This is a genomic window from Streptomyces canus 299MFChir4.1, from assembly GCF_000383615.1.
In the GTDB taxonomy this organism is placed as follows: domain Bacteria; phylum Actinomycetota; class Actinomycetes; order Streptomycetales; family Streptomycetaceae; genus Streptomyces; species Streptomyces canus_C.
In genome coordinates, this window is record NZ_KB911585.1 from 15,674 (window position 1) to 34,693 (window position 19,020).

The 19,020-nt window shown below is 71.8% G+C and carries 21 protein-coding genes; 8 read left to right on the forward strand and 13 right to left on the reverse strand.

Annotated features, from left to right (window positions below):
* Positions 1-10: 10 nt before the first annotated feature.
* From H293_RS0110975 to H293_RS0110985, 3 genes are all read right to left on the reverse strand, one after another.
* Positions 11-229: a DUF5133 domain-containing protein gene (locus H293_RS0110975; RefSeq protein WP_020117923.1), complete on the reverse strand. Its 219-nt coding sequence runs from the start codon at positions 227-229 to the stop codon at positions 11-13.
* Between the two features lie 20 nt (positions 230-249).
* The gene (locus H293_RS0110980) at positions 250-1,107 is read right to left on the reverse strand and encodes a SigB/SigF/SigG family RNA polymerase sigma factor (protein ID WP_020117924.1); all 858 of its coding nucleotides are present in this window, start codon (positions 1,105-1,107) and stop codon (positions 250-252) included.
* A gap of 204 nt (positions 1,108-1,311) precedes the next feature.
* Positions 1,312-1,755, reverse strand: a complete 444-nt coding sequence (locus H293_RS0110985; protein WP_020117925.1) for an ATP-binding protein — start codon at positions 1,753-1,755, stop codon at positions 1,312-1,314.
* 216 nt (positions 1,756-1,971) lie between these two features.
* On the opposite strand from H293_RS0110985, the gene H293_RS0110990 reads away from it, so the two are divergent.
* From H293_RS0110990 to H293_RS0111000, 3 genes are all read left to right on the forward strand, one after another.
* The gene (locus tag H293_RS0110990) at positions 1,972-2,181 is read left to right on the forward strand and encodes a hypothetical protein (RefSeq protein ID WP_028807740.1); all 210 of its coding nucleotides are present in this window, start codon (positions 1,972-1,974) and stop codon (positions 2,179-2,181) included.
* Between the two features lie 59 nt (positions 2,182-2,240).
* Positions 2,241-3,719, forward strand: coding sequence for an aminotransferase class I/II-fold pyridoxal phosphate-dependent enzyme (locus H293_RS0110995; protein ID WP_020117927.1), 1,479 nt, complete (start codon positions 2,241-2,243; stop codon positions 3,717-3,719).
* Positions 3,720-3,977: 258 nt separating this feature from the next.
* Positions 3,978-4,433 carry a cyclic nucleotide-binding domain-containing protein gene (locus tag H293_RS0111000; RefSeq protein ID WP_020117928.1) on the forward strand — a complete coding sequence of 152 codons (456 nt, stop codon included), beginning with the start codon at positions 3,978-3,980 and terminating at the stop codon, positions 4,431-4,433.
* A 173-nt stretch (positions 4,434-4,606) separates the two neighbouring features.
* Here H293_RS0111000 and H293_RS0111005 read toward each other — a convergent pair whose 3' ends face one another.
* Positions 4,607-5,950, reverse strand: a complete 1,344-nt coding sequence (locus H293_RS0111005) for an MFS transporter (protein WP_020117929.1) — start codon at positions 5,948-5,950, stop codon at positions 4,607-4,609.
* Positions 5,951-6,057: 107 nt separating this feature from the next.
* Entirely contained in the window at positions 6,058-6,675 is a 618-nt protein-coding gene (locus tag H293_RS0111010; protein WP_020117930.1) for a LysE/ArgO family amino acid transporter, read from the reverse strand.
* 69 nt (positions 6,676-6,744) lie between these two features.
* Between H293_RS0111010 and H293_RS0111015 the strand changes: the two genes are divergently transcribed.
* A complete protein-coding gene (locus H293_RS0111015; RefSeq protein ID WP_020117931.1) occupies positions 6,745-7,638 on the forward strand; it encodes a LysR family transcriptional regulator ArgP in 894 nt (297 codons plus the stop codon).
* Here H293_RS0111015 and H293_RS0111020 read toward each other — a convergent pair.
* Positions 7,621-8,340, reverse strand: a complete 720-nt coding sequence (locus tag H293_RS0111020) for a TetR/AcrR family transcriptional regulator (protein WP_033415357.1) — start codon at positions 8,338-8,340, stop codon at positions 7,621-7,623. The genes H293_RS0111015 and H293_RS0111020 overlap by 18 nt on opposite strands.
* A 121-nt stretch (positions 8,341-8,461) precedes the next feature.
* Here H293_RS0111020 and H293_RS0111025 point away from each other — a divergent pair, with 121 nt between their 5' ends.
* Both H293_RS0111025 and H293_RS0111030 read left to right on the forward strand, forming a co-directional pair.
* Positions 8,462-9,682, forward strand: a complete 1,221-nt coding sequence (locus H293_RS0111025) for a saccharopine dehydrogenase family protein (RefSeq protein ID WP_020117933.1) — start codon at positions 8,462-8,464, stop codon at positions 9,680-9,682.
* A gap of 109 nt (positions 9,683-9,791) precedes the next feature.
* Entirely contained in the window at positions 9,792-10,046 is a 255-nt protein-coding gene (locus H293_RS0111030; RefSeq protein ID WP_020117934.1) for a WhiB family transcriptional regulator, read from the forward strand.
* A 37-nt stretch (positions 10,047-10,083) separates the two neighbouring features.
* Here the strand turns inward: H293_RS0111030 and H293_RS0111035 are convergent, their stop codons facing one another.
* Genes H293_RS0111035 through H293_RS0111055 form a run of 5 tightly spaced genes read right to left on the reverse strand, consistent with a single transcriptional unit; the run spans position 10,084 to position 15,297 of the window.
* Positions 10,084-10,533, reverse strand: a complete 450-nt coding sequence (locus tag H293_RS0111035) for a DUF6098 family protein (protein ID WP_020117935.1) — start codon at positions 10,531-10,533, stop codon at positions 10,084-10,086.
* A gap of 58 nt (positions 10,534-10,591) precedes the next feature.
* Entirely contained in the window at positions 10,592-12,409 is a 1,818-nt protein-coding gene (locus tag H293_RS0111040) for a sensor histidine kinase (RefSeq protein WP_020117936.1), read from the reverse strand.
* Positions 12,406-13,107, reverse strand: a complete 702-nt coding sequence (locus tag H293_RS0111045; RefSeq protein WP_028807742.1) for a response regulator transcription factor — start codon at positions 13,105-13,107, stop codon at positions 12,406-12,408. Before H293_RS0111045 ends, H293_RS0111040 begins: the two co-directional genes overlap by 4 nt.
* Positions 13,108-13,126: 19 nt before the next feature.
* Entirely contained in the window at positions 13,127-13,870 is a 744-nt protein-coding gene (locus H293_RS0111050; RefSeq protein WP_020117938.1) for a L,D-transpeptidase family protein, read from the reverse strand.
* 41 nt (positions 13,871-13,911) lie between these two features.
* Positions 13,912-15,297 (reverse strand): M1 family metallopeptidase, encoded by a 1,386-nt coding sequence (locus H293_RS0111055; protein ID WP_020117939.1) that lies wholly within the window; start codon positions 15,295-15,297, stop codon positions 13,912-13,914.
* A 142-nt stretch (positions 15,298-15,439) separates the two neighbouring features.
* On the opposite strand from H293_RS0111055, the gene H293_RS0111060 reads away from it, so the two are divergent.
* The gene (locus tag H293_RS0111060) at positions 15,440-15,799 is read left to right on the forward strand and encodes a DUF488 domain-containing protein (RefSeq protein ID WP_020117940.1); all 360 of its coding nucleotides are present in this window, start codon (positions 15,440-15,442) and stop codon (positions 15,797-15,799) included.
* Here H293_RS0111060 and H293_RS0111065 read toward each other — a convergent pair.
* Together H293_RS0111065 and H293_RS0111070 are read right to left on the reverse strand one after the other, a co-directional pair.
* The gene (locus H293_RS0111065) at positions 15,796-17,469 is read right to left on the reverse strand and encodes an FAD-binding dehydrogenase (protein ID WP_020117941.1); all 1,674 of its coding nucleotides are present in this window, start codon (positions 17,467-17,469) and stop codon (positions 15,796-15,798) included. The two genes, H293_RS0111060 and H293_RS0111065, sit on opposite strands and share 4 nt — an antisense overlap.
* A gap of 17 nt (positions 17,470-17,486) precedes the next feature.
* Complete coding sequence (locus tag H293_RS0111070; protein ID WP_020117942.1) at positions 17,487-18,113, reverse strand: TetR/AcrR family transcriptional regulator; 627 nt, start codon at positions 18,111-18,113, stop codon at positions 17,487-17,489.
* A gap of 115 nt (positions 18,114-18,228) precedes the next feature.
* On the opposite strand from H293_RS0111070, the gene H293_RS0111075 reads away from it, so the two are divergent.
* A complete protein-coding gene (locus H293_RS0111075) occupies positions 18,229-18,858 on the forward strand; it encodes an alpha-ketoglutarate-dependent dioxygenase AlkB (protein ID WP_020117943.1) in 630 nt (209 codons plus the stop codon).
* Positions 18,859-19,020 lie beyond the last annotated feature (162 nt).

The following is a 19,020-nucleotide window of genomic DNA, read 5'->3' on the forward strand; positions in this document are numbered from 1 at the left end:
CGGAGTGCGGTCAATCGGCCAGTCGCGCGGGTTCGGGCATGGCGGCGAGCAGACGGTGAGCCGTCTCCAGGGCCAGCCGCACGTCACGCGTGCCGGTGGATACACAGAGCGTGTAGGCGAGGTCCCGGGCCCGCGGGCTCGGTTCGGCCGCCGTCGCGGACTCCTCGGCCCGCAGTGCCTCGTACTCCTGGACGAGCCGCCGCAGGAAGGTGCGGTCAGGTATCAGCATCTGGTCCCCTCCTCGCCCTCTCAGGCCTCGGCCGACCCGTCGGCCTGCCGCCTCGACCGGTCGGCCAGCGCCTCGTCGCGCACCCGCGCGCAGCTGCGGCTGATGAGCCGGGAGACGTGCATCTGCGAGATGCCCAGCTGGTCGGCGATACGGCTTTGTGTCATGTCCTCGAAGAAACGCATGTAGAGGATGGCGCGCTCGCGCTCGGGCAGCCGGCGCAGGCCCTCCTTGGCGGACTCGCGGTCGACGACGACGTCGTACGACGTGTCCGGGCCGCCCAGGGTGTCGGCGAGGCTGTAGCCGTCGTCGCCGGCGGAGAGTTCGGCGTCCAGGGAGAGCGTGCTGAAGCTTTCGAGGGCCTCCAGGCCGGTGGTGACCTCTTCCTCGGTCAGGCCGGTGTGAGCGGCGAGGTCGGCGGGGGTCGGTTCGGGGGAACCGGGGTTCTGGGTGAGCTCGCGCCGGGCCACCCGCACCTTGTTGCGCAGTTCCTGCACGCGGCGGGGCACCCGCAGGGCCCACATGCGGTCGCGGAAGTGGCGCTTGACCTCGCCGGTGATGGTGGGCACGGCGTAGCTCTCGAAGGCTCCTCGTTCCGGTTCGAACCGGTCGATGGCCTTCACGAGCCCTAGGGCCGCGACCTGGCGCAGGTCCTCGATGGACTCGCCGCGGTCGCGGAACCGGCCCGCGATGCGGTGGGCCATGGGCAGCCAGGCGGTGACGAGTTCGTCGCGCAGGGCGTCGCGCTCGGGGCCGTCCTCCAGCCCGGACAGGCGGGCGAAGAGAGCCATGGTGTCAGGGGCGTCGTCGTGTCGCCGCCTGCCGGAAGCGGAGGGACGGTCCTGGGTGGTGGGACGGCTGGTCGACGTGTCGGTGAGCATGCGGATTCGCTCCTGAAGAACGGGTTCAGGGTCTGACCGCGGGAGGAAGGACGCCGGGACCGCCCAAAGGGGCCCGCAGCAGCCATACAGCTCCCGCTGGCGCGCCTCCGGTCCGAAGCACGAAACTGCGTCTGCCCTGCTGTATGGGGCCCAAACTCCGTCGGCGAAACTCCGTTTTCCGGTTGTCGCCCCACAGGTGCCGCCCTAGCTCAGGGGCACCACGGCGGTGATGCGCTTCCCGCCCGAGGGCAGGTCGGTCACGCGGACGTCGCGGGCCAGCCGGCACACGATCGGCCAGCCGTGGCCGCCGGTCCGCCACCTGCCGTGCGGGTCGACGGGGGTCCTGGCGACCGGCAGCGCGGCGCTGCGGTCGCTGACGGAGACGCACACGCCCCAGCCCTCGACGGTGACGTGGAAGTCGGTGATGCCGCCCCCGTGCAGGATGGCGTTGGTGGTGAGTTCCGAGGCGACGAGCAACGCGTCGGAGAGTGCCTGGGCGTCGCACGGGGTGTGAGTGGCGCGGCAGCGTTCGGACACCGCCCGCTCCACCGCCCGGCGGACCTCGGCCGGCCTGGACGGCCGGGGTCGTACGCGCCGACGCGCGACGGACAGTGGGGGGGCGGCTTCGGTCCTGTGCTCGTCGCACATGACGTGGCTCCTGATCAGTAAATCGACTGGTGGTTCTCGGGTCGGTGAAGCAGAAGCCGGGCCCGGCCGGACCCACGGACACGGTGACCGTGATGTACGGTGCGCGTCCTCCGTAGGCCTCCACTAATCGGCTGACCTCTGCGCGCCGGGTCAAACCTCCCCGTTTCGGGCGGGACTCCCGGCCATTCGATCGCGTTCCCTGGGTACGCGAACTGCATGACGGATGTCGTGGACTCAGATGAACTGATGCGCCGAATCCAGCGTGCCCGGGCCTGTGCGGCGGAGGAGGAGCGGTCCTGGCGCGCGCGGAGCGACGAGCTGGAGCCCTCCGATCCCCAGGCGGCCCGGGACGCCGCCGTACGCACCCTGGCCTACGAGGCGGTGACCAGGGTGCTTGACGAGGTGCTCAGGCCTGGCGGCCGCTGACCGCCGGGCGTTCCGGTCCGGACCGATTGGCGGACGTCCGGGCCGGGCACCCGGGGGCCATGACTGTGGATCACACCCGAGCACCGGTTCTGGAAGCCCTGGCCGACTACCACCGGCGAGGACAGCTGTCCTTCGCGCCGCCGGGACACAAGCAGGCGCGAGGGGCCGATCCCGCGGTGCGGGAGGTGCTGGGCGACGCCGTCTTCCTGGGAGACGTGCTGGCCTCGGGCGGTCTGGACGACCGGCTGACCCGGGGGCGGGTGCTGGAGCGGGCCGAGGAGCTGATGGCCGATGCCGTGCACGCCGACCACACCTTCTTCACCACCTGCGGGAGTTCCCTGTCCGTGAAGGCCGCCATGCTGGCCGTCGCGGGCCCGCACGAGAAGCTGCTGATCGGGCGGGACGCCCACAAGTCGGTGGTGTCCGGGCTGATCCTGTCCGGGATCGAGCCGGTGTGGGTCGAGCCGCGGTGGGACGCCGAACGTCATCTCGCGCACCCGCCGTCCGCCGCGGAGTACGAGCAGGCCTTCGACGCCCACCCCGACGCGAAGGGTGCTCTGGTCACCAGCCCCACCCCGTACGGCGGTTGCGCGGCCCTCGGGGACATCGCCGAGCTGTGCCACCGCCGTTCGGTGCCGCTGATCGTGGACGAGGCGTGGGGCGCGCACCTGCCCTTCCACCCCGATCTGCCGTCCTGGGCCATGGACGCGGGTGCCGACATCTGTGTGACCAGCATCCACAAGATGGGCAGCGGGCTGGAGCAGGGGTCGGTCTTCCATCTGCGGGGCGATCTCGTCCCGCCGGACCTGCTGAAGACGCGGGCCGACCTGCTGGGCACCACGAGTCCCTCGGTGCTGTTGTACGCCGGTATGGACGGCTGGCGTCGGCAGATGGCGCTGCGGGGCAAGGAGTTGATGGGCGGGGCGCTGGATCTCGCCGCCCGGGTCCGTGCCGCGATCGAGGAGATCGACGGGGTCCACGTCAACGACCGCGACGACTTCTGCGGGCCCGGCCTGGCCGACGATCTCGACCCGCTGCCCGGTGTCATCGACCTCGAAGGGCTCGGGATCAGCGGGTTCCAGGCCGCGGACTGGCTGCGCCGGCACCGGCACATCGACGCCCACCTCAATGACCACCGGCGTATCGGGATGCAGATCACCCACGGCGACGACGAGGAGACGACCGACGAGTTGCTCGCGGCGCTCAGGGATCTCGCCCGGGCCGCGCCGGAGTTGGCCCCGGCTCCGCGGATGGAGGTCCCGCCGCCCTCCGAGCTGCGGATGGAACAGGTCATGCTGCCCCGGGACGCGTTCTTCGGCACGGCCGAGAACGTGCCGGTCTCCGAAGCCGCCGGGCGGATCGCGGCAGAGATGGTCACGCCGTACCCGCCGGGCATCCCGGCCGTGCTGCCCGGTGAGCTCCTCACCGAGCCGGTCCTGGGATATCTGCGGACCGGACTGGCCGCGGGCATGAACCTGCCGGATCCCGCCGATGCGAAGTTGGAGACGATCAGGGTGGTAAACGCGTCCGCCGAGTGAAACCGGTCACCCGCCCTGGATTTGATTGCGCGAAATCGTCATGGATGGTTTACGGTTCATCCATACGTGGTGACGGGGTCGACACACCGTCCTCCGACATCACCTCTGACCGCCCTGGCTGGCCTCCCCCGTCCAGCCAGGGCTTTTTCATGTCCCGCGCAGATCCTCACATCCGCCGAGGTGCCCCGGACGGCGGCAGCCGCTGAAATGGGCGTAGGCACAACACCGGAATCCATCGCCGGCGAGGAGCCCCGCGTCATGACCAAAGCGATAAAACTGCTGACCGCGCTACCGCAGCCGCAGCGCCAGAGCCTGATGACGCTCGCCAAGGAGGTCTCCTTCCCGGAGGACGTCCACATCTTCGAGGCGGGCGGTACGGCCGACCGCTTCTGGGTCATCCGCTCCGGAGCGGTCTCACTGACCCAGGAGGTGACCACGCACCACCAGGTCACCGTCGCCGCGCTCGGCTCGGGCGACCTGCTCGGCTGGTCCTGGCTGTTCCCGCCCTACCGGTGGGACTTCGGCGCGGAGGCCTTCAGTCCCGTGCGCGCCTACGAGTTCGACGCGGCGGCGGTGCTCCGGCTGTGCGAGGAGGACCGGCAGCTCGGCATGATCCTGGTCCGCAGCGTCGCCGAGATCCTCGCCCACCGTCTGGAGACGACCCGGGGCAAGCTCATGGAGCAGTACGGCTCGCACCGCAGGGGGGCGCTCTAGGCCTGTGCGGCGGATCAGGCCGGCTTCGGCCAACGGCACCTCATCAGTGCAGGTGAGCGGGGGCCGGCGCGTCGCAGATCGGCGAGAACTCCCCGAGCGTGTGCGGTTCGCCCCGCCAGAATCGGCCTCCGCGCCGCCGGCCTGATCGGCCGGACAGGCCCTGACCCTGGCCCTCAGATCCAGTAGCGGCGCAGGGCCGGTACGGCGAACGCCAGGGTCAGCATGACGATGACCACCAGGAGGCCGCCACCGGCCACCGCGGCGCGGGCGCCGAAGACCGAGCCGGCGGTGCCGTGCAGGACGTCGGCGAGGCGGGGGCCGCCCGCGACGACGACGGTGAAGACGCCCTGCATCCGGCCGCGCATCTCGTCGGTGGCGGCGGAGAGCAGGATCGCCCCGCGGAAGACCATCGAGACCATGTCGGCGACCCCGGCCGCGGCCAGGAACACCACGGCCAGCCACAGACTGCCGCTCAGTCCGAAGCCGGTGATGGCCACGCCCCACGCCACGACCGCGCCGATGACCATCCAGCCGTGCCGGCGGGCCCGGGAGAACGTGCCGGAGAACAGCCCGCCGAGCACCGCGCCGATCGGGATCGCGGCGAACAGCAGGCCCAGCGCGAGTCCCTCGCCGTACGGCGCGTAGGTCTCGGAGGCGAGCTGCGGGAACAGGGCCCGGGGCATGCCGAAGACCATGGCGACGATGTCCGCGAGGAAGGACAGCAGCAGCACCTTGTGCGCGGAGATGTACCGGAAGCCCTCGGCGATCTCCCGGACACCGGCCCGCCGCGCCACCGCGCTCGCGAGCGGCGGCAGGGAGGGCAGCCGGTACACCGCCCACACGGTGGCGCACAGCGCCAGGGCGTCGATGAGATACAGCTCCGGCAGGCCGATCACCGGGATCAGCACCCCCGCGAGCAGCGGGCCGACCACCTGCCCGGTCTGCATGACGGTGGAGCCGAGGGCATTGGTGGCGGGCAGCTGTCCCTCGGGGACCAGGCGGGCGATGGAGGCGTTGCGGGCGGGGGCGTTCAGACCCCAGAACGCCTGCTGCACCGCGAGCAGGACCATGAGGGCGGCCACCGAGTCGAGCCCGCTGACCGCCTGGAGCCAGAACAGGACCGAGGTGACGGCGATGCCGCTGTTGGTGACGAGGAGCAGCTTGCGGCGGTCCATGGTGTCGGCGACCGCGCCGCCCCACAGCGCGAACACGATCAGCGGCAGCAGTCCGGCCATGCTCGCGGCGCCGACCCAGGCCGAGGAGCCCGTGATGTCGTAGATCTGCTTGGGCACCGCGACGGCGGTGAGCTGGCTGCCGACGGCCGTGACGATGGTCGAGCTCCACAGTCGGCGGTAGGCCGGGACGCGCAGCGGGCGGGTGTCCATCGCCCAGCGACGCCAGCCGCGCCGGGATGGCGGGGTCTCGTCCGCGGCCGGAGTCCCGGATTCGGTGCTCCCGGGTTCGGTGCTCCTGGGTTCGGTGCTCCTGGGTTCGGTGCTGCTCTCGCCGGTGTCCACGCGATTCCTGGTTGCTCGATACATCTAACGGGATCCAGGGTTCACTATCGCAGCATCGTCCAGGCGTTCGGGACGCGAGGTCTCAAGCTGTGGACCGCTCCAGGACTTCACGCTCCGGCCACGAGCATGACGCCCATGGCGATCATCGTCGTGGCGACCAGTCCGTCGAGCACCCGCCAGGCGGTCGGCCGGGCCAGGAAGCGGCTGAGCAGCCGGGCCCCGAAGCCGAGCGCGGCGAACCAGCACAGGCTGGCCAGCACGGCACCGAGCCCGAAGGTCCAGCGCAGCGGACCGCGCTCGGCGGCCACCGAGCCGAGCAGGAACACGGTGTCCAGGTAGACGTGCGGGTTGAGCCAGGTCATCGCCAGGCAGGTCAGCACCGCCCGCCTCCGGGAGCCCGTCACCTCGCCCTCCGCCCGCAGGCCCGACTCCCCGGGCCGCAGGACCCGGCGGGCGGCGAGGGCGCCGTAGCAGAGCAGGAATCCGCCACCGATCCAGCCGACCAGGCTCAGCGCGCCCGGCCAGGCCACCACCACGGCACCGACACCGCCGACCCCGAGGGCGATGAGGAGGGCGTCGGACAGGGCGCAGATGCCGACGACGGCGAGGACCGCGTCGCGGCGGATCCCCTGGCGCAGGACGAAGGCGTTCTGGGCGCCGATGGCGACGATGAGGGAGAGACCGGTGCCGAAACCCGCGGCAGCGGCGGACAGTGAGGCGGGCATGGCTTCGACGGTACGGAGACGATCACCGCACGTACAGCTAAAGGTTCTTACGTATCATTAGCTGTCGTGATGATGACCGAGCTCCCCTTGGACCAGGTGCGGACGCTGCTCGCCGTGGTCGACGAGGGCACCTTCGACGCCGCGGCGGCCGCCCTGCACGTGACGCCTTCGGCGGTGAGCCAGCGGGTGAAGGCGCTGGAGCAGCGCACGGGACGGGTGCTGCTGGTGCGCACGAAGCCGGTGCGGCCGACCGAGTCGGGCGATGTGGTGGTGCGGTTCGCGCGCCAGCTCGCGCGGCTTGAAAGGGACGCCCTCGCCGAGCTGGGCCTGCCGGGCGAGGGCGAGGTGACCCGGGTGTCGGTCGCGGTGAACGCGGACTCCCTGGCGACCTGGTTCCTGCCGGCGCTCACCCGGGTTCCGGAACGGGAGCGGCTGTGCTTCGAACTCCGGCGCGAGGACGAGACCCGTACCGCCCAACTGCTGCGCGAGGGGCTGGTGATGGCGGCGGTGACGTCGTCCCCCGACGCCGTGGCGGGGTGTTCCGTGCGGGCCCTGGGGCGCATGCGGTATCTCGCGGCGGCCGGCCCGGAGTTCGTCGGACGCTGCCTCGAAGGGCGGTCGTTGCGGGACGGGCTGGCCAACGCTCCGGTCGTGACGTTCGACCGGAGCGACGACATTCAGGACGGGTTTCTGCGCGGGCTGGGGTGCGCTGGGGCGAGCCGGATGCGGCACGCGGTGCCCACGTCGGAGGGGTTCGTGGAGTCGGTCGCGCTGGGGTTGGGGTGGGGCATGGTGCCCGAGGTGCAGGCCGTGGAACTGCTCCGGGAGGGGCGGCTGATCGCGCTGGCGCCGGACCGGCCCGTCGACGTGCCGCTGTACTGGCAGCAGTGGAAGCTGGACTCGCCCGCGCTGGCCGCGGTCGCGGAGGCGGTGGCCGCCGCGGCGTCAGGGAGCCTGCGATGACAGGTCGGCGCGGAGCTGTTTCTCCACGCTGTCCAGGAACATGTCCAGGGCCGTCGGGTAGGCACTGGTGACCATGCGGGGCGCCAGCAGGGGTGCCGCCTCCGCGATGCGCGGGTAGCGGTCGTCCGGCAGGTGGGCGTAGGTCGAGCGCCACTGGTTCTCGTCCGCGCGGAGCGCCGCGCTCGGCAGGGCCAGGGATGCCGCGTCCAGAGCCGCGAAGGCCAGCGTCTGGTCGATGAAGGCGTGGTAGACACGGACGGTGTCGGGCAGCGGCAGACCGGCCGTGCGCAGGATGTCCAGGACCGCCTCGTCGGCCGCCAGTTCGTTGGCCCGGCCCGTGACCCTGCTCGTGGTCAGCACCGCGGCCTGGGGGTGAGCCACGTACGCGGCGTGGATGCGGAGCCCCACCTCGCGCAGGTCCCGCCGCCACTCCCCCGCCGGCGCCCAGCCCTCCAGCGCCTGGCCGATCAGGGCGTCGCCGATGGCCAGGGTCAGGTCGTCCATGCCGCGGAAGTAGCGGTAGAGCGTGCTCGGGTCGGCGTCCAGGGCCAGCCCCAGTCGGCGTGCGGTGAGACCGGTGCTGCCGTGTTCGCGGAGCATGCGCAGAGCCGTCTCGACGATCAGCGCCTCGGACAGCACGGTCCCGCTCCTGGTGGGCCGGCGCCGACGGCGTTTCTCCTCGGGAACCACGGGCTTCGGCATGGTGACCTCCCTACGCCGACGCACCTTATGCCAACGCCATTGACCTTATGCGAGCGCACGGCGTTGTATCTCCGCCAGGGCCCCTGTATCCGCGATCTCGACCCGTCAGGGAGTGTTTGTCATGCGTGTACTGCTCGTGGGCGCCGGGGGTGTCGGCACCGCCGTCACCCGGATCGCCGCCCGGCGGCCGTTCCTCGACGCCATGGTCGTCGCCGACTACGACCCGGCCCGTGCCGAGGCCGCGGTGGCCGCGCTCGGCGAGCGGGCCGGCCGGTTCCGCGCCGAGCGCGTGGACGCGAGCGACGAGTCGGCCGTGACCGCTCTGCTGGAGCGGCACGACTGCGACGTCCTCCTCAACGCCACCGACCCGCGGTTCGTGATGCCGCTGTTCCGGGCCGCGCGCTCCGCCGGGGCGACCTATGTCGACATGGCGATGTCCCTGTCCCGTCCGCATCCGGAGCGGCCGTACGCGGAGTGCGGGGTCAAGCTCGGCGACGAGCAGTTCGCGCAGGCCGAGGAGTGGGAGAAGGCGGGCGCGCTGGCCGTCGTCGGCATGGGCGTGGAACCGGGCCTCTCGGACGTCTTCGCCCGGTACGCGGCCGACGAACTCTTCGACGAGATCGAGGAGATCGGTGTCCGCGACGGAGCGAACCTCACCGTCGACGGCTACGACTTCGCCCCCTCCTTCAGCATCTGGACCACCATCGAGGAGTGCCTGAACCCGCCGGTGGTCTACGAGGCCGACCGCGGCTGGTTCACGACGGAGCCCTTCAGCGAACCGGAGGTCTTCGACTTCCCCGAGGGCATCGGCCCGGTCGAGTGCGTGAACGTGGAGCACGAGGAGGTGCTGCTCGTCCCCCGCTGGGTCGGCGCCCGCCGGGTCACCTTCAAGTACGGTCTGGACCGCGAGTTCGTCGAGACGCTGAGGACACTGCACCTGCTGGGCCTGGACCGCACCGAGCCGGTGACCGTGCCGAGCCCCGCGGGCCCGGTCGCGGTCTCACCGCGGGACGTGGTGGCCGCGTGCCTGCCCGACCCGGCGACCCTGGGCGACCGGATGCACGGCAAGACGTGTGCGGGCACCTGGGTGAAGGGCGTCAAGGACGGGGCGCCGCGCGAGGTGTACCTCTACCACGTGGTCGACAACCAGTGGTCCATGGCGGAGTACGGCTGTCAGGCCGTGGTGTGGCAGACCGCGGTGAACCCGGTCGTCGCCCTCGAACTCCTCGCCGGCGGCGCCTGGACCGGCACGGGTGTCCTCGGCCCGGAGGCGTTCCCGGCCCGGCCGTTCCTGGATCTGCTGACCACGTACGGCTCCCCGTGGGGCCTTCGGGAGCAGTGACCGGGCAGGTCCCACGGGACCCGGTGGTTTCACGGCGCATCGACAGGTGACCCGAAAGCGAGTAAGCCCATCACGAGGGCACGTACGACTTCGATCGCAGGTGACTTTGATGGACAACTGGCGAACCCATGCCGCGTGCCGCCGCGAGGACCCGGACCTCTTCTTCCCGATCGGCACCACCGGTCCGGCACTGGTCCAGGCGGAGCAGGCCAAGTCCGTCTGCCGGCGCTGCCCCGTCCAGGAGCAGTGTCTTCAGTGGGCGCTGGACACGGGGCAGGGCATCGGCGTCTGGGGCGGCACCAGTGAGACGGAACGCCGGGCGCTCGCCCGGCGCGCGGCCACCGCGCGGAGAAGGTCCGGCTGACGAACGAGCCTGAACGGGTCCGGGCGACCGGACCCGTTCACCGGCCCGTGCGGCGCAGCGGACCCCAGGGGTTCTCCTGCCGCTCCACCGCGACCCGCGCCTGTTCGATCACCTGGGGATCGATCCAGCACATCGGCCGCACGTCCGCGACAAGCGGCTCGTTGTCCGGCCCCCGGCCCCGCTCACGGCCCTGGAGGATCCAGGGGCGTACGCCGGGGCCTTTCTCGTGCGGCAGATGGGAGTAGTCGTACAGCCGCCGGGCCACCCACAGCTGTACGGGGCGTCCCTGCCACCAGTCCTCGACGTCGAGCGGGTTCGCGGACAGTCCCGGCAGGGACAGGCCGGTGAGTTCGTCGGTGCTGGACGCGCGGGTCAGATCGATCTCGGGGCCGCGCGACCAGCGGACGTACAGGCGCTCGTGCCGTTCGGCCAGGCCTGCCAGTTCGGCCAGTGTCCGCACCACCGGCAGCCCGTCCGACACGCTCATCTGCTGACCTCCCTTTCCGTTTGCGGGTCTACGGGGTACCCGCAGGCCACGGGGGAAATCAGGCGTCCGGCCGGGGCGCCGGGCCCCCCGGCATCCTGAGTGTGAAGACGCTGCCGGTGCCGGGCTCGCTCGCGGCGGCGACCGTTCCGTCGTGGGCCGCGACCAGGTGCCGGACGATGGGCAGGCCCAGGCCCGAGCCCCCGGTACGACGGCTGCGGGACTTCTCCGCGCGCCAGAACCGGTCGAAGACGTGCGGAAGGTCGCCGGGCGCGATACCGGTCCCGGTGTCGGCGACCTCCAGGACGATGTCGTCGCCGTCCCGGCAGGCGGACAGGGTGACGGTGCCGCCGGGCGGGGTGTGGCGCAGCGCGTTGGACACCAGGTTGCCGAGCGCCTGCCGCATGCGGACCGGGTCGGCGTCCAGCCAGGGCTCACCGTCGACGACGGTGCGCAGCCCGACCCGGGCCGCGTCGGCGGCGACACGGTGGGCCGCGGCGACCTGCTGGAGGAGTTCGTCGCAGCGGACGGGCTCCCGGTGCAGGCGCAGGGTGCCGGCGTCGGCGTCCGCGAGGTCCTGGAGGTCGTCGATGACACGCTGCAGCACCAGGGCCTCGTCGTGCAGAGAGGCGAGCAGGGCGGGGTCAGCGTCGACGACTCCGTCCCGGGTCACCTCCAGCCAGCCACGGATGTTGGTGAGCGGGCTGCGCAGTTCGTGGGCGATGTCGCTGACCATCGCCTTGCGCTGGGCCTCCAGGCGCTCACGGCGCTCGGTGAGGTCGTTGAAGGCGACGGCGAGGATGCCGGTCTCGTCCCGGGTGGTGACGGGGACGCGCACATGGAGCTCGGGCGGCTGCTGGGCCGCCGCGGTGAGCGCGCGCAGCGGCCGCACCAGCCGGGTGGCGACCAGGGCGGTCGCGGCGACGGTGACCGCGAGCACGAGACCCGCTGTGCCGACGACCTTGGCCTTGTTGGCCGGGGACATGTCGAACAGCACGGCGGGCGTGTCCCCCGTGCCCAGGAAGAGTTCGGCCACCGGCGCCACGTACGGGTCGAGCTGGGCCCGGCGGGCCTGGTCGAGGCAGGGCTGGACCAGGCGCGCCTCCTTGGCGGCGAGCTTGCCGGACAGGGGGCCGCGCAGGTCCAGCCCGGTCGGTTCGTTCCCCAGCAGCGCGGCCATTCCGGGCTCCAGTCCGGCCTTGGTGAGGCAGTCGCGGGCCAGCCCCTGGAGGGCCTTGACCGCCTTTTCCTCCGTGGGGGTGGGTGTGTTGAGCAGTCCGTCGGCGCAGACGTCGGGCACGTAGTCGGGCGCGGAGCCGGTGTCCGGGTCGGTGAGGACCGTCCGCCCGCTCGGGCCACGGCTCAGCCGGGTCTCCACACCGGCCCGCTCGAAGCAGACCTGCCGCTTGCGGGCCAGGGTGTCGACCTTGACACGTTCCGCCGCGGTGAGCCGGTACGGGCCCACCGCACGCGGGTCGATGCCGGAGACCTGGGCACCGCGCTCGCTGTAGGTGTCGGTGTGCAGCGGGTCGACGGCGGCGGCCGCGCTCGGGGGCAGGGAGGTGCCGGGCGGCGCGGAGTCGGCGATGACCCGGCGGTCCGCGGCGGTCAGGGCGATGCGCCGGCCGGTCCTCGCCGACAACTCCCTCACGGTTGCGGCCACTCCGGTCCAGTCGGGGTGGGTCGCCGCGTACCCGCTGAGTTCGGCGAGGACGTCCATGTCGTCGGCGAGTGCCTGTCCCTGTTCCTCGCGCAGGGCCTGGGTGGTGGTCGCCACGGCCAGCCAGGCCGTCGCGGCCACCGAGCACACGGCGATGAGCCCGGACGTGATCAGCAGGCGGACCAGCAGCCGCTTGTGCAGCGGTATCCGCGCGCTCACCCGCGGCCGCCGCTGAGCTTGTAGCCCACGCCGAACACGGTCAGCAGCCGCACCGGGCGGCGCGGATCGGCCTCGATCTTGCGGCGCAGGTTCATGACGTGGACGTCCACGGCCCGTTCCGTGGAGGCCCGGTCGGTGCCCCGGGTGACCTCCAGCAACTGCCGCCGTGAGAAGACCCGTTCGGGCTCGGCGGCCATGGCCAGCAGGATCTCGAACTCGGCCGGGGTGCACTCCACCGGCGCCCCGTCGCACCGCACCTCATGCCGTACGGGATCGACGGCGAGGCCCGCGGCCCGGACGACGGGATCCTCCCGCCGGCCGGCCACGGCACCCCGTCCGCTGCGTCTGAGGACCGTCCGGATGCGGGCCATCAGCTCCCGGGGGCTGTACGGCTTGGTGATGTAGTCGTCGGCGCCCAGTTCCAGGCCCAGCAGGACGTCGTCCTCGGCGGAGCGCGCGGTGAGCATCACGACGGGGATGTCCGCGTCGCGGCGCAGCACCCGGCACACGCCGAAGCCGTCGATCACCGGCAGCATCAGGTCCAGGACGACGAGGTCGGGGACCACCCGCCGGGCCGCGTCCAGGGCGGCCCGCCCGTCGTGGACCACGGTGGCGGTGTGGCCCTCCGCGAGCAGGGACCGCCGTATCAGTTCGGCCTGCATCTCGTCGTCCTCGGCGACCAGCACATGTGCGCACACCCGGCGGATCCTAAGCGCTTCAGCCGGCGAGGGACTTGGCGTCGCCCATGACGACGACGGGACGGAGGTCCGGGTCCAGGGTGAGAAGCAGTTCCTTCATGTGCTTCTCGGCGATGCTCACGCACCCGTGGGTGGGCCCGCCGTGGTCGACGTGCAGCCATATCCCGCCGCCGCGCCCCGCGCCCAGCGGCCGCGTCCAGTCCAGCGGTGACGTGCCGGGCTGCCGGTTGTAGTTGATGGCGATCACATAGTCGAAGGACCCGGCGAGCGGTTCGCCCTCGAAGCCCCTGCCGGGCGAGGTGAAGCCGACACCGCGGTCGTACGGCAGCTTGGTGCCGGGGTCCTTCAGCAGTCCTCCGGCGTCCGTGAGGGTGTACACGCCGATCGGCGAGCGCAGGTCGCCGGCCAGGTGGTGGTCGGACCAGCCCTTGAGGGCGTTGTGCGCGGGCCAGCTCGCACCGGCCCGCCAGCCGGCCGCCGTGCGCACGTAGAGCATCACGGTGGAGACCGGCGAGTCGCGGCCCCGCCCGGTGACCACGACGGCCTGCCGGGTGCCCGCCGGTATCTTCGCCCACGTCCTCGGTCCCAGGCCGGGTATCTGCTGGGGAGCGACCTCGACGGAGATCTCCGGCGAGGGAGGGGTCCGCGAAGGCTCCCGGGACGGGGTGGGCGCGCTTTCCGTACTGGCCACGGCACCTCCGCCGCATCCGCTGAGAAACAGGGACGCGGCGAGCAGGGCGACATGGGTTCTGCGTGTGATCATGCAGCGACTGTGGCCGACAGTTGTGAGAAACTCGTCAGCTTCTAGGGCCGGTTGGGCTTGCCCGGCGTGTCCAGCCAGGTCCGGAACAGGCCGTCCAGGTCCTTCCCCGAGACCCGTTCCGCGAGGCGCTCGAACTGCGCGGTGGTGCCGTGGCCGAAGCGGTGCCCGGACGCCCAGGCGCGCAGGATCGGGAAGAACGCCCGGTCGCCGACGGCCGTGCGCAGGGCGTGCAGGGTCATGGCACCACGGGCGTAGACGGGGGTGCCGAAGATGTTGGCGCCGCTGCCGGGGTTGCCGGGCGGGAACTCCCACAGCTCGTCGCTCGCGGGTTTCGCGTAGAGGTCGTCGAAGCTCCTCTGCGCGCTGTCGCCGCCGTGCTGCTCGGTGTAGAGCCACTCCGCGTAGGTCGCGAAGCCCTCGTTGAGCCAGATGTCCTTCCAGGAGGTGAGCGAGACGGAGTCGCCGAACCACTGGTGGGCGTTCTCGTGGACGAGGGTGCTCAGGTCGGGCGCGCGGTCGTAGACGGGACGGCTCTGGGTCTCCAGCGCGTAGCCCACGTTCGGGGCGTGGTCCACGATCGATCCGGCGGCACGAAACGGGTAGGGCCCGAAGATCTTGCTCTCCCACTCCAGGACGGAGGGCAGCTTCTTGAGCACGGGTGCCGCCGCGGCGGCCTCGCGCGCGTCGACGGCGTTGTAGACGCGGATGCCGTTCCTGGTGGTGAACTGCTCCACCTTGAACTTCCCGACGGTCGCGGTGGCCAGGTAGGCGGCCATGGGCTCGCTCTGGCGCCAGCGGAACGTGGTCCTGCCCTGCGTGGTCCGCTGGGAGAGCAGCACGCCGTTGGCGACGGCGGTGCGCCCCTGGGGGACGGTGATCGTGAAGTCGTACGACGACTTGTCCGTGGGGTGGTTGTTCGCCGGGAACCAGGTCATCGCGCCCTGTGGTTCACCGGCGACGAAGGCTCCGTCGTCGGTGGGGATCCAGCCGTCGAGCGAACCGTCCGGGTCGGTGACCGGGGCCGGCTTCCCCTTGTAGGTGACGGTGATGGTGAATCGTTGCCCCTTGCGCAGGGCGCGCTGCGGGGTGACGACGAGTTCCTGTCCGGCGCGGCGGAACCCGGCCTTGGCGTGACCGACCGTCAGGCCCGTGACGGTCAGCCCCTTGAAGTCGAGGTCGAAGCGCGTCAGGCGCTCGGTGGCACGAGCGGTGAGGACCGCCTTCCCCTCAAGGTGGCGGCTGCCGGGGTCGTAACGGAGTGTCAGGTCGTAGTGGCCGACGTGGTATCCGCCGTTTCCGGCGAGCGGGAAATAGGGGTCGCCGACTCCGGACGAGCCCGTCGAAGAAGGCGCGGCGGCCCCGAGCAGAGCGGTGAGGGCAAGGGGGGTGGTGACGAGGACGAAGGTGCGTCTGACGGCCGTCGGCACGTGCTCTCCTACAGGTCGGGGGGTGGACAACGGCTTCACACTAAAGGCCCCCTCCCCCGCAACTCACCCTTGATCAGGTCAAGGCACGACGGGCTCCGCAGTACGCTCCCGACGCAGCCACCCCTTCGTCGAGAGGCCGCCCGTGAGCGTGCGCATCCGCCGTGTCTACGAACCCCCCGAGCCCGAGGACGGAGTCCGCGTCCTGGTCGACCGGTTGTGGCCGCGCGGTCTGTCCAAGGACGCGGCCCGCGTCGACGAGTGGCCGAAGGCGCTCACCCCGTCGACCGAGCTGCGCCGCTGGTACCACGCGGGCGAGGGCTCGTTCGAGGAGTTCGCCGAGCGGTACGAGGCGGAGCTGGCCGATCCCGAGGCGGCCGGACTGCTCGACCGGGTCCGGGAGTTGGCGGGCCGGGGCGACGTGACCCTGCTGACCGCGTCGAAGACGCCGGAGCAGAGCCACGCCACCGTGCTGGTGCGCCTGTTGGGCGCCGAGGGCTCCTAGCCGACCTGCTTGGCCGCCGCCCGCCCCGCCGCGCGCCCGGAGAAGAGGCAGCCGCCGAGGAAGGTGCCCTCCAGCGCGTTGTAGCCGTGGACGCCGCCCCCGCCGAATCCGGCGACCTCGCCCGCCGCGTACAGCCCTTCGAGGGGCTTGCCGTCAGTGCCCAGGGCGCGGGAGTCGAGGTCGGTCTGGATGCCGCCGAGCGTCTTGCGGGTCACGATGTGCAACTTGACGCCGATCAGGGGGCCGGCGGCCGGGTCGAGGATGCGGTGCGGGGTGGCGACGCGGCTGAGGCGGTCGCCGATGTAGCGGCGGGCGTTGCGGATGCCCTGCACCTGGGCGTCCTTGCTGTAGGAGTTGGCGATCTGGAGGTCGCGGGCCTCGATCTGGCGGCGAAGGTCGGCGGCGTCGAGGAGGGCCTTGTCGGTGAGCCCGTTCATCTTCTCGACGAGCTGTTCCAGGTTCGGGGCGGTCACGAAGTCCGCGCCCTTGCGCAGGAAGGCGTCCACCGGTCCCGGCGCGCCCTTGGTGAGGATGCGCTCCTTGAGGAAGCCCGCGCGGTCCTTGGCGGTGATGTCGGGGTTCTGCTCGGAGCCCGAGAGCGCGAACTCCTTCTCGATGATCTTCTGGGTGAGGATGAACCAGGAGTGGTCGTGCTCCGCGATGTCCTCGGTGGTGCGCAGGTGCTGCAGGGTGCTGAGGGTGTCGTAGCCGGGCAGGCAGGGCACGGGCAGTCGGCGGCCCAGGGCGTCGAACCACATGGACGAGGGTCCTGGCAGGATGCGGATGCCGTGGCCGGGCCAGATCGGGTCCCAGTTCTGGATGCCCTCGGTGTAGTGCCACATGCGGTCGCGGTTGACCAGGCGGACGCCGGCGTCGGCGCTGATGTCGAGCATCCGGCCGTCCACGTAGGCGGGTACGCCGGTGACCATCTCGGCGGGCGGGGTGCCGAGCCGCTCGGGCCAGTAGCGGCGGACGATGTCGTGGTTGGCGCCGATGCCTCCGGTGGTGACGACGACGGCCCGGGCGGTGAGCTCGAAGTCGCCGACGCGCTCGCGGCTGGAAGCGACACCGCGCGCGGAGTTGTCCTCGGCCAGGACCGTGCCGCGCACCCCGCGGGCGGTGCCCTCCTCGACGACGAGCTCGTCGACCTGGTGGCGGTGGTAGAAGGTCAGCAGTCCGTCGCGCGCGGCCTGCTTGGCGTACCCGACGAAGGGCTCGACGACTCCGGTGCCGGTGCCCCAGGCGATGTGGAAGCGGGGCACGGAGTTGCCGTGCCCGTGGGCGGTGAGGTCACCGCGCTCGGCCCAGCCGACGGTGGGCAGGAACTTGATGCCGTGCCCCTCCAGCCAGGACCGCTTCTCGCCGGCCGCGAACTCGACGTAGGCGCGCGCCCAGCGCACCGCCCAGGAGTCCTCGTCCTCGACGCGGTCGAACTTCGCGCTGCCCTGCCAGTCGTTCCAGGCGAGGTCGAAGGAGTCCTTGATGCCCAGGCGCCGCTGCTCCGGGGAGTCGACGAGGAAGAGCCCGCCGAAGGACCAGAAGGCCTGGCCGCCGAGGTTGGCGGCGTTCTCCTGGTCGACCAGCGCGACCCTCCTGCCGCGGCTGGTGAGCTCGTGCGCGGCGACCAGGCCCGCGAGCCCCGCTCCGACGACGATGACGTCGGCATCCATGGCGACCGTCCCTTCCCTCATACGGTGGTGTCGCTGCCGTCGGTGAGCAGCGCGGTGAGCAGTTGTTTCAGCCAGACGCGGGCCCGATCGAGGTCCCCGTCCAGCAGCAGTTGGACGGTGACCCCGTCGTAGGCGGCGACCACGGCGTGGGCGGCGCCCTCGACGTCGACCAGCACCGCGGGCAGTTCGGCGTGCCCACGCGTGCGTGCCAGGCGGTCGGCGACGGCGCGCCGGAGCCGGGCCCGGTGTTCGAGCAGGGTCCGGGCGACCTCGGGCGCGCGGGCGGCGTGCACCAGGAAGTCGGTCTTCACCAGGAGCCAGTCCCGGTCCAGGAGCAGCACGTCGGTGACCCGGTCGACGGCGGCCGCCACGTCGAGGCCGGGACCGTCGACGGCGAGGGCACCGGAGACCTGGTCGGCGATGAGGTCGGCGCGCTGCTGGTAGAGCGCGAAGAACAGCTCGTCGAGGCTGTCGAAGTTCGAGTAGAAGGCGCCGCGGCTGTATCCGGCGGCCTCGCAGACCTCCTCGATCGACACCCGCCCGAAGCCCTTGGCCGCGAACACCGAGAAGGCCGCGTCCAGGAGGTTGGCACGCGTGCGGACCCGGCGCCTGGTCACACGCCTGGTCGTGTCCTCCACCGCCATGTCGGTCCCTCCGTTCGATACATCAATGTATCCGATACATCGATGTATCGAAAGAGTCGAACACCTCCGCGAAATTCATGGGAACAGATTTTCGAATAAGGAGTACGCTGGGTTCATGACCGCGCACCTCCAGGGCTCCCTCTTCGACCAGACCGACCAGCTTCGGCTCGGCCCCCTCGACGGGATCCGCCGCACCGTGCTCGCCCACGGCGCCTGGATCGACGTACTGCCCGGATGGCTCGCCGGCTCGGACGCCCTGTTCGAACTGCTGGCCGCTGAGGTGCCCTGGCGCGCGGAGCGCCGCACGATGTACGACCACGTCGTCGACGTCCCGCGGCTGCTCGCCTTCTACGGCGTGGACGACCAGCTGCCGCATCCGGTGCTCACCGAGGCCCGCGAGGCGCTCACCGCGCACTACGCCGACGAACTCGGCGAGCCGTTCACGACGGCCGGGCTCTGCTACTACCGCGACGGCCGGGACAGCGTCGCCTGGCACGGCGACCGGGGCGGGCGAGGAGGCAGCCACGACACCATGGTCGCGATCCTCTCCGTGGGCGCGCCCCGCGACCTCGTGCTGCGGCCGGCGCGCGGCGACGCCGAGACCGTGCGGCGACCGCTGGGCCACGGCGACCTGATCGTGATGGGCGGCACCTGCCAGCGCACCTGGGAGCACGCCGTACCGAAGTCCACGCGCGCGACGGGGCCGCGCATCAGCATCCAGTTCCGCCCGCACGGCGTGCACTGAGGCAGAGAGGCGGCTGCTTCGGCTGCGCGCGGGGGCTGCCTCCGGCGGACGGTGCCGGAGGCAGCCTCGTCCCTCCGCGGGCCGGACAACGAGAACCGGCGACAAGCCGCCGCACGGCGGACCAGGAGGACGAAACCCTGACACGGGCACGCCGCGACCCCG

Coding starts and splice junctions, on each gene's coding strand:
- H293_RS0111075 (WP_020117943.1), top strand. CDS start 18,229: ATGACCGCGCACCTCCAGGGCTCCCTCTTCGACCAGACCGACCAGCTT.
- H293_RS0111015 (WP_020117931.1), top strand. CDS start 6,745: ATGATGACCGAGCTCCCCTTGGACCAGGTGCGGACGCTGCTCGCCGTG.
- H293_RS0111050 (WP_020117938.1), bottom strand. CDS start 13,870: ATGATCACACGCAGAACCCATGTCGCCCTGCTCGCCGCGTCCCTGTTT.
- H293_RS0111035 (WP_020117935.1), bottom strand. CDS start 10,533: ATGAGCGTGTCGGACGGGCTGCCGGTGGTGCGGACACTGGCCGAACTG.
- H293_RS0110975 (WP_020117923.1), bottom strand. CDS start 229: ATGCTGATACCTGACCGCACCTTCCTGCGGCGGCTCGTCCAGGAGTAC.
- H293_RS0111025 (WP_020117933.1), top strand. CDS start 8,462: ATGCGTGTACTGCTCGTGGGCGCCGGGGGTGTCGGCACCGCCGTCACC.
- H293_RS0111070 (WP_020117942.1), bottom strand. CDS start 18,113: ATGGCGGTGGAGGACACGACCAGGCGTGTGACCAGGCGCCGGGTCCGC.
- H293_RS0111020 (WP_033415357.1), bottom strand. CDS start 8,340: ATGCCGAAGCCCGTGGTTCCCGAGGAGAAACGCCGTCGGCGCCGGCCC.
- H293_RS0110985 (WP_020117925.1), bottom strand. CDS start 1,755: ATGTGCGACGAGCACAGGACCGAAGCCGCCCCCCCACTGTCCGTCGCG.
- H293_RS0111010 (WP_020117930.1), bottom strand. CDS start 6,675: ATGCCCGCCTCACTGTCCGCCGCTGCCGCGGGTTTCGGCACCGGTCTC.
- H293_RS0110995 (WP_020117927.1), top strand. CDS start 2,241: ATGACTGTGGATCACACCCGAGCACCGGTTCTGGAAGCCCTGGCCGAC.
- H293_RS0110980 (WP_020117924.1), bottom strand. CDS start 1,107: ATGCTCACCGACACGTCGACCAGCCGTCCCACCACCCAGGACCGTCCC.
- H293_RS0111000 (WP_020117928.1), top strand. CDS start 3,978: ATGACCAAAGCGATAAAACTGCTGACCGCGCTACCGCAGCCGCAGCGC.
- H293_RS0111065 (WP_020117941.1), bottom strand. CDS start 17,469: ATGGATGCCGACGTCATCGTCGTCGGAGCGGGGCTCGCGGGCCTGGTC.
- H293_RS0110990 (WP_028807740.1), top strand. CDS start 1,972: ATGACGGATGTCGTGGACTCAGATGAACTGATGCGCCGAATCCAGCGT.
- H293_RS0111030 (WP_020117934.1), top strand. CDS start 9,792: ATGGACAACTGGCGAACCCATGCCGCGTGCCGCCGCGAGGACCCGGAC.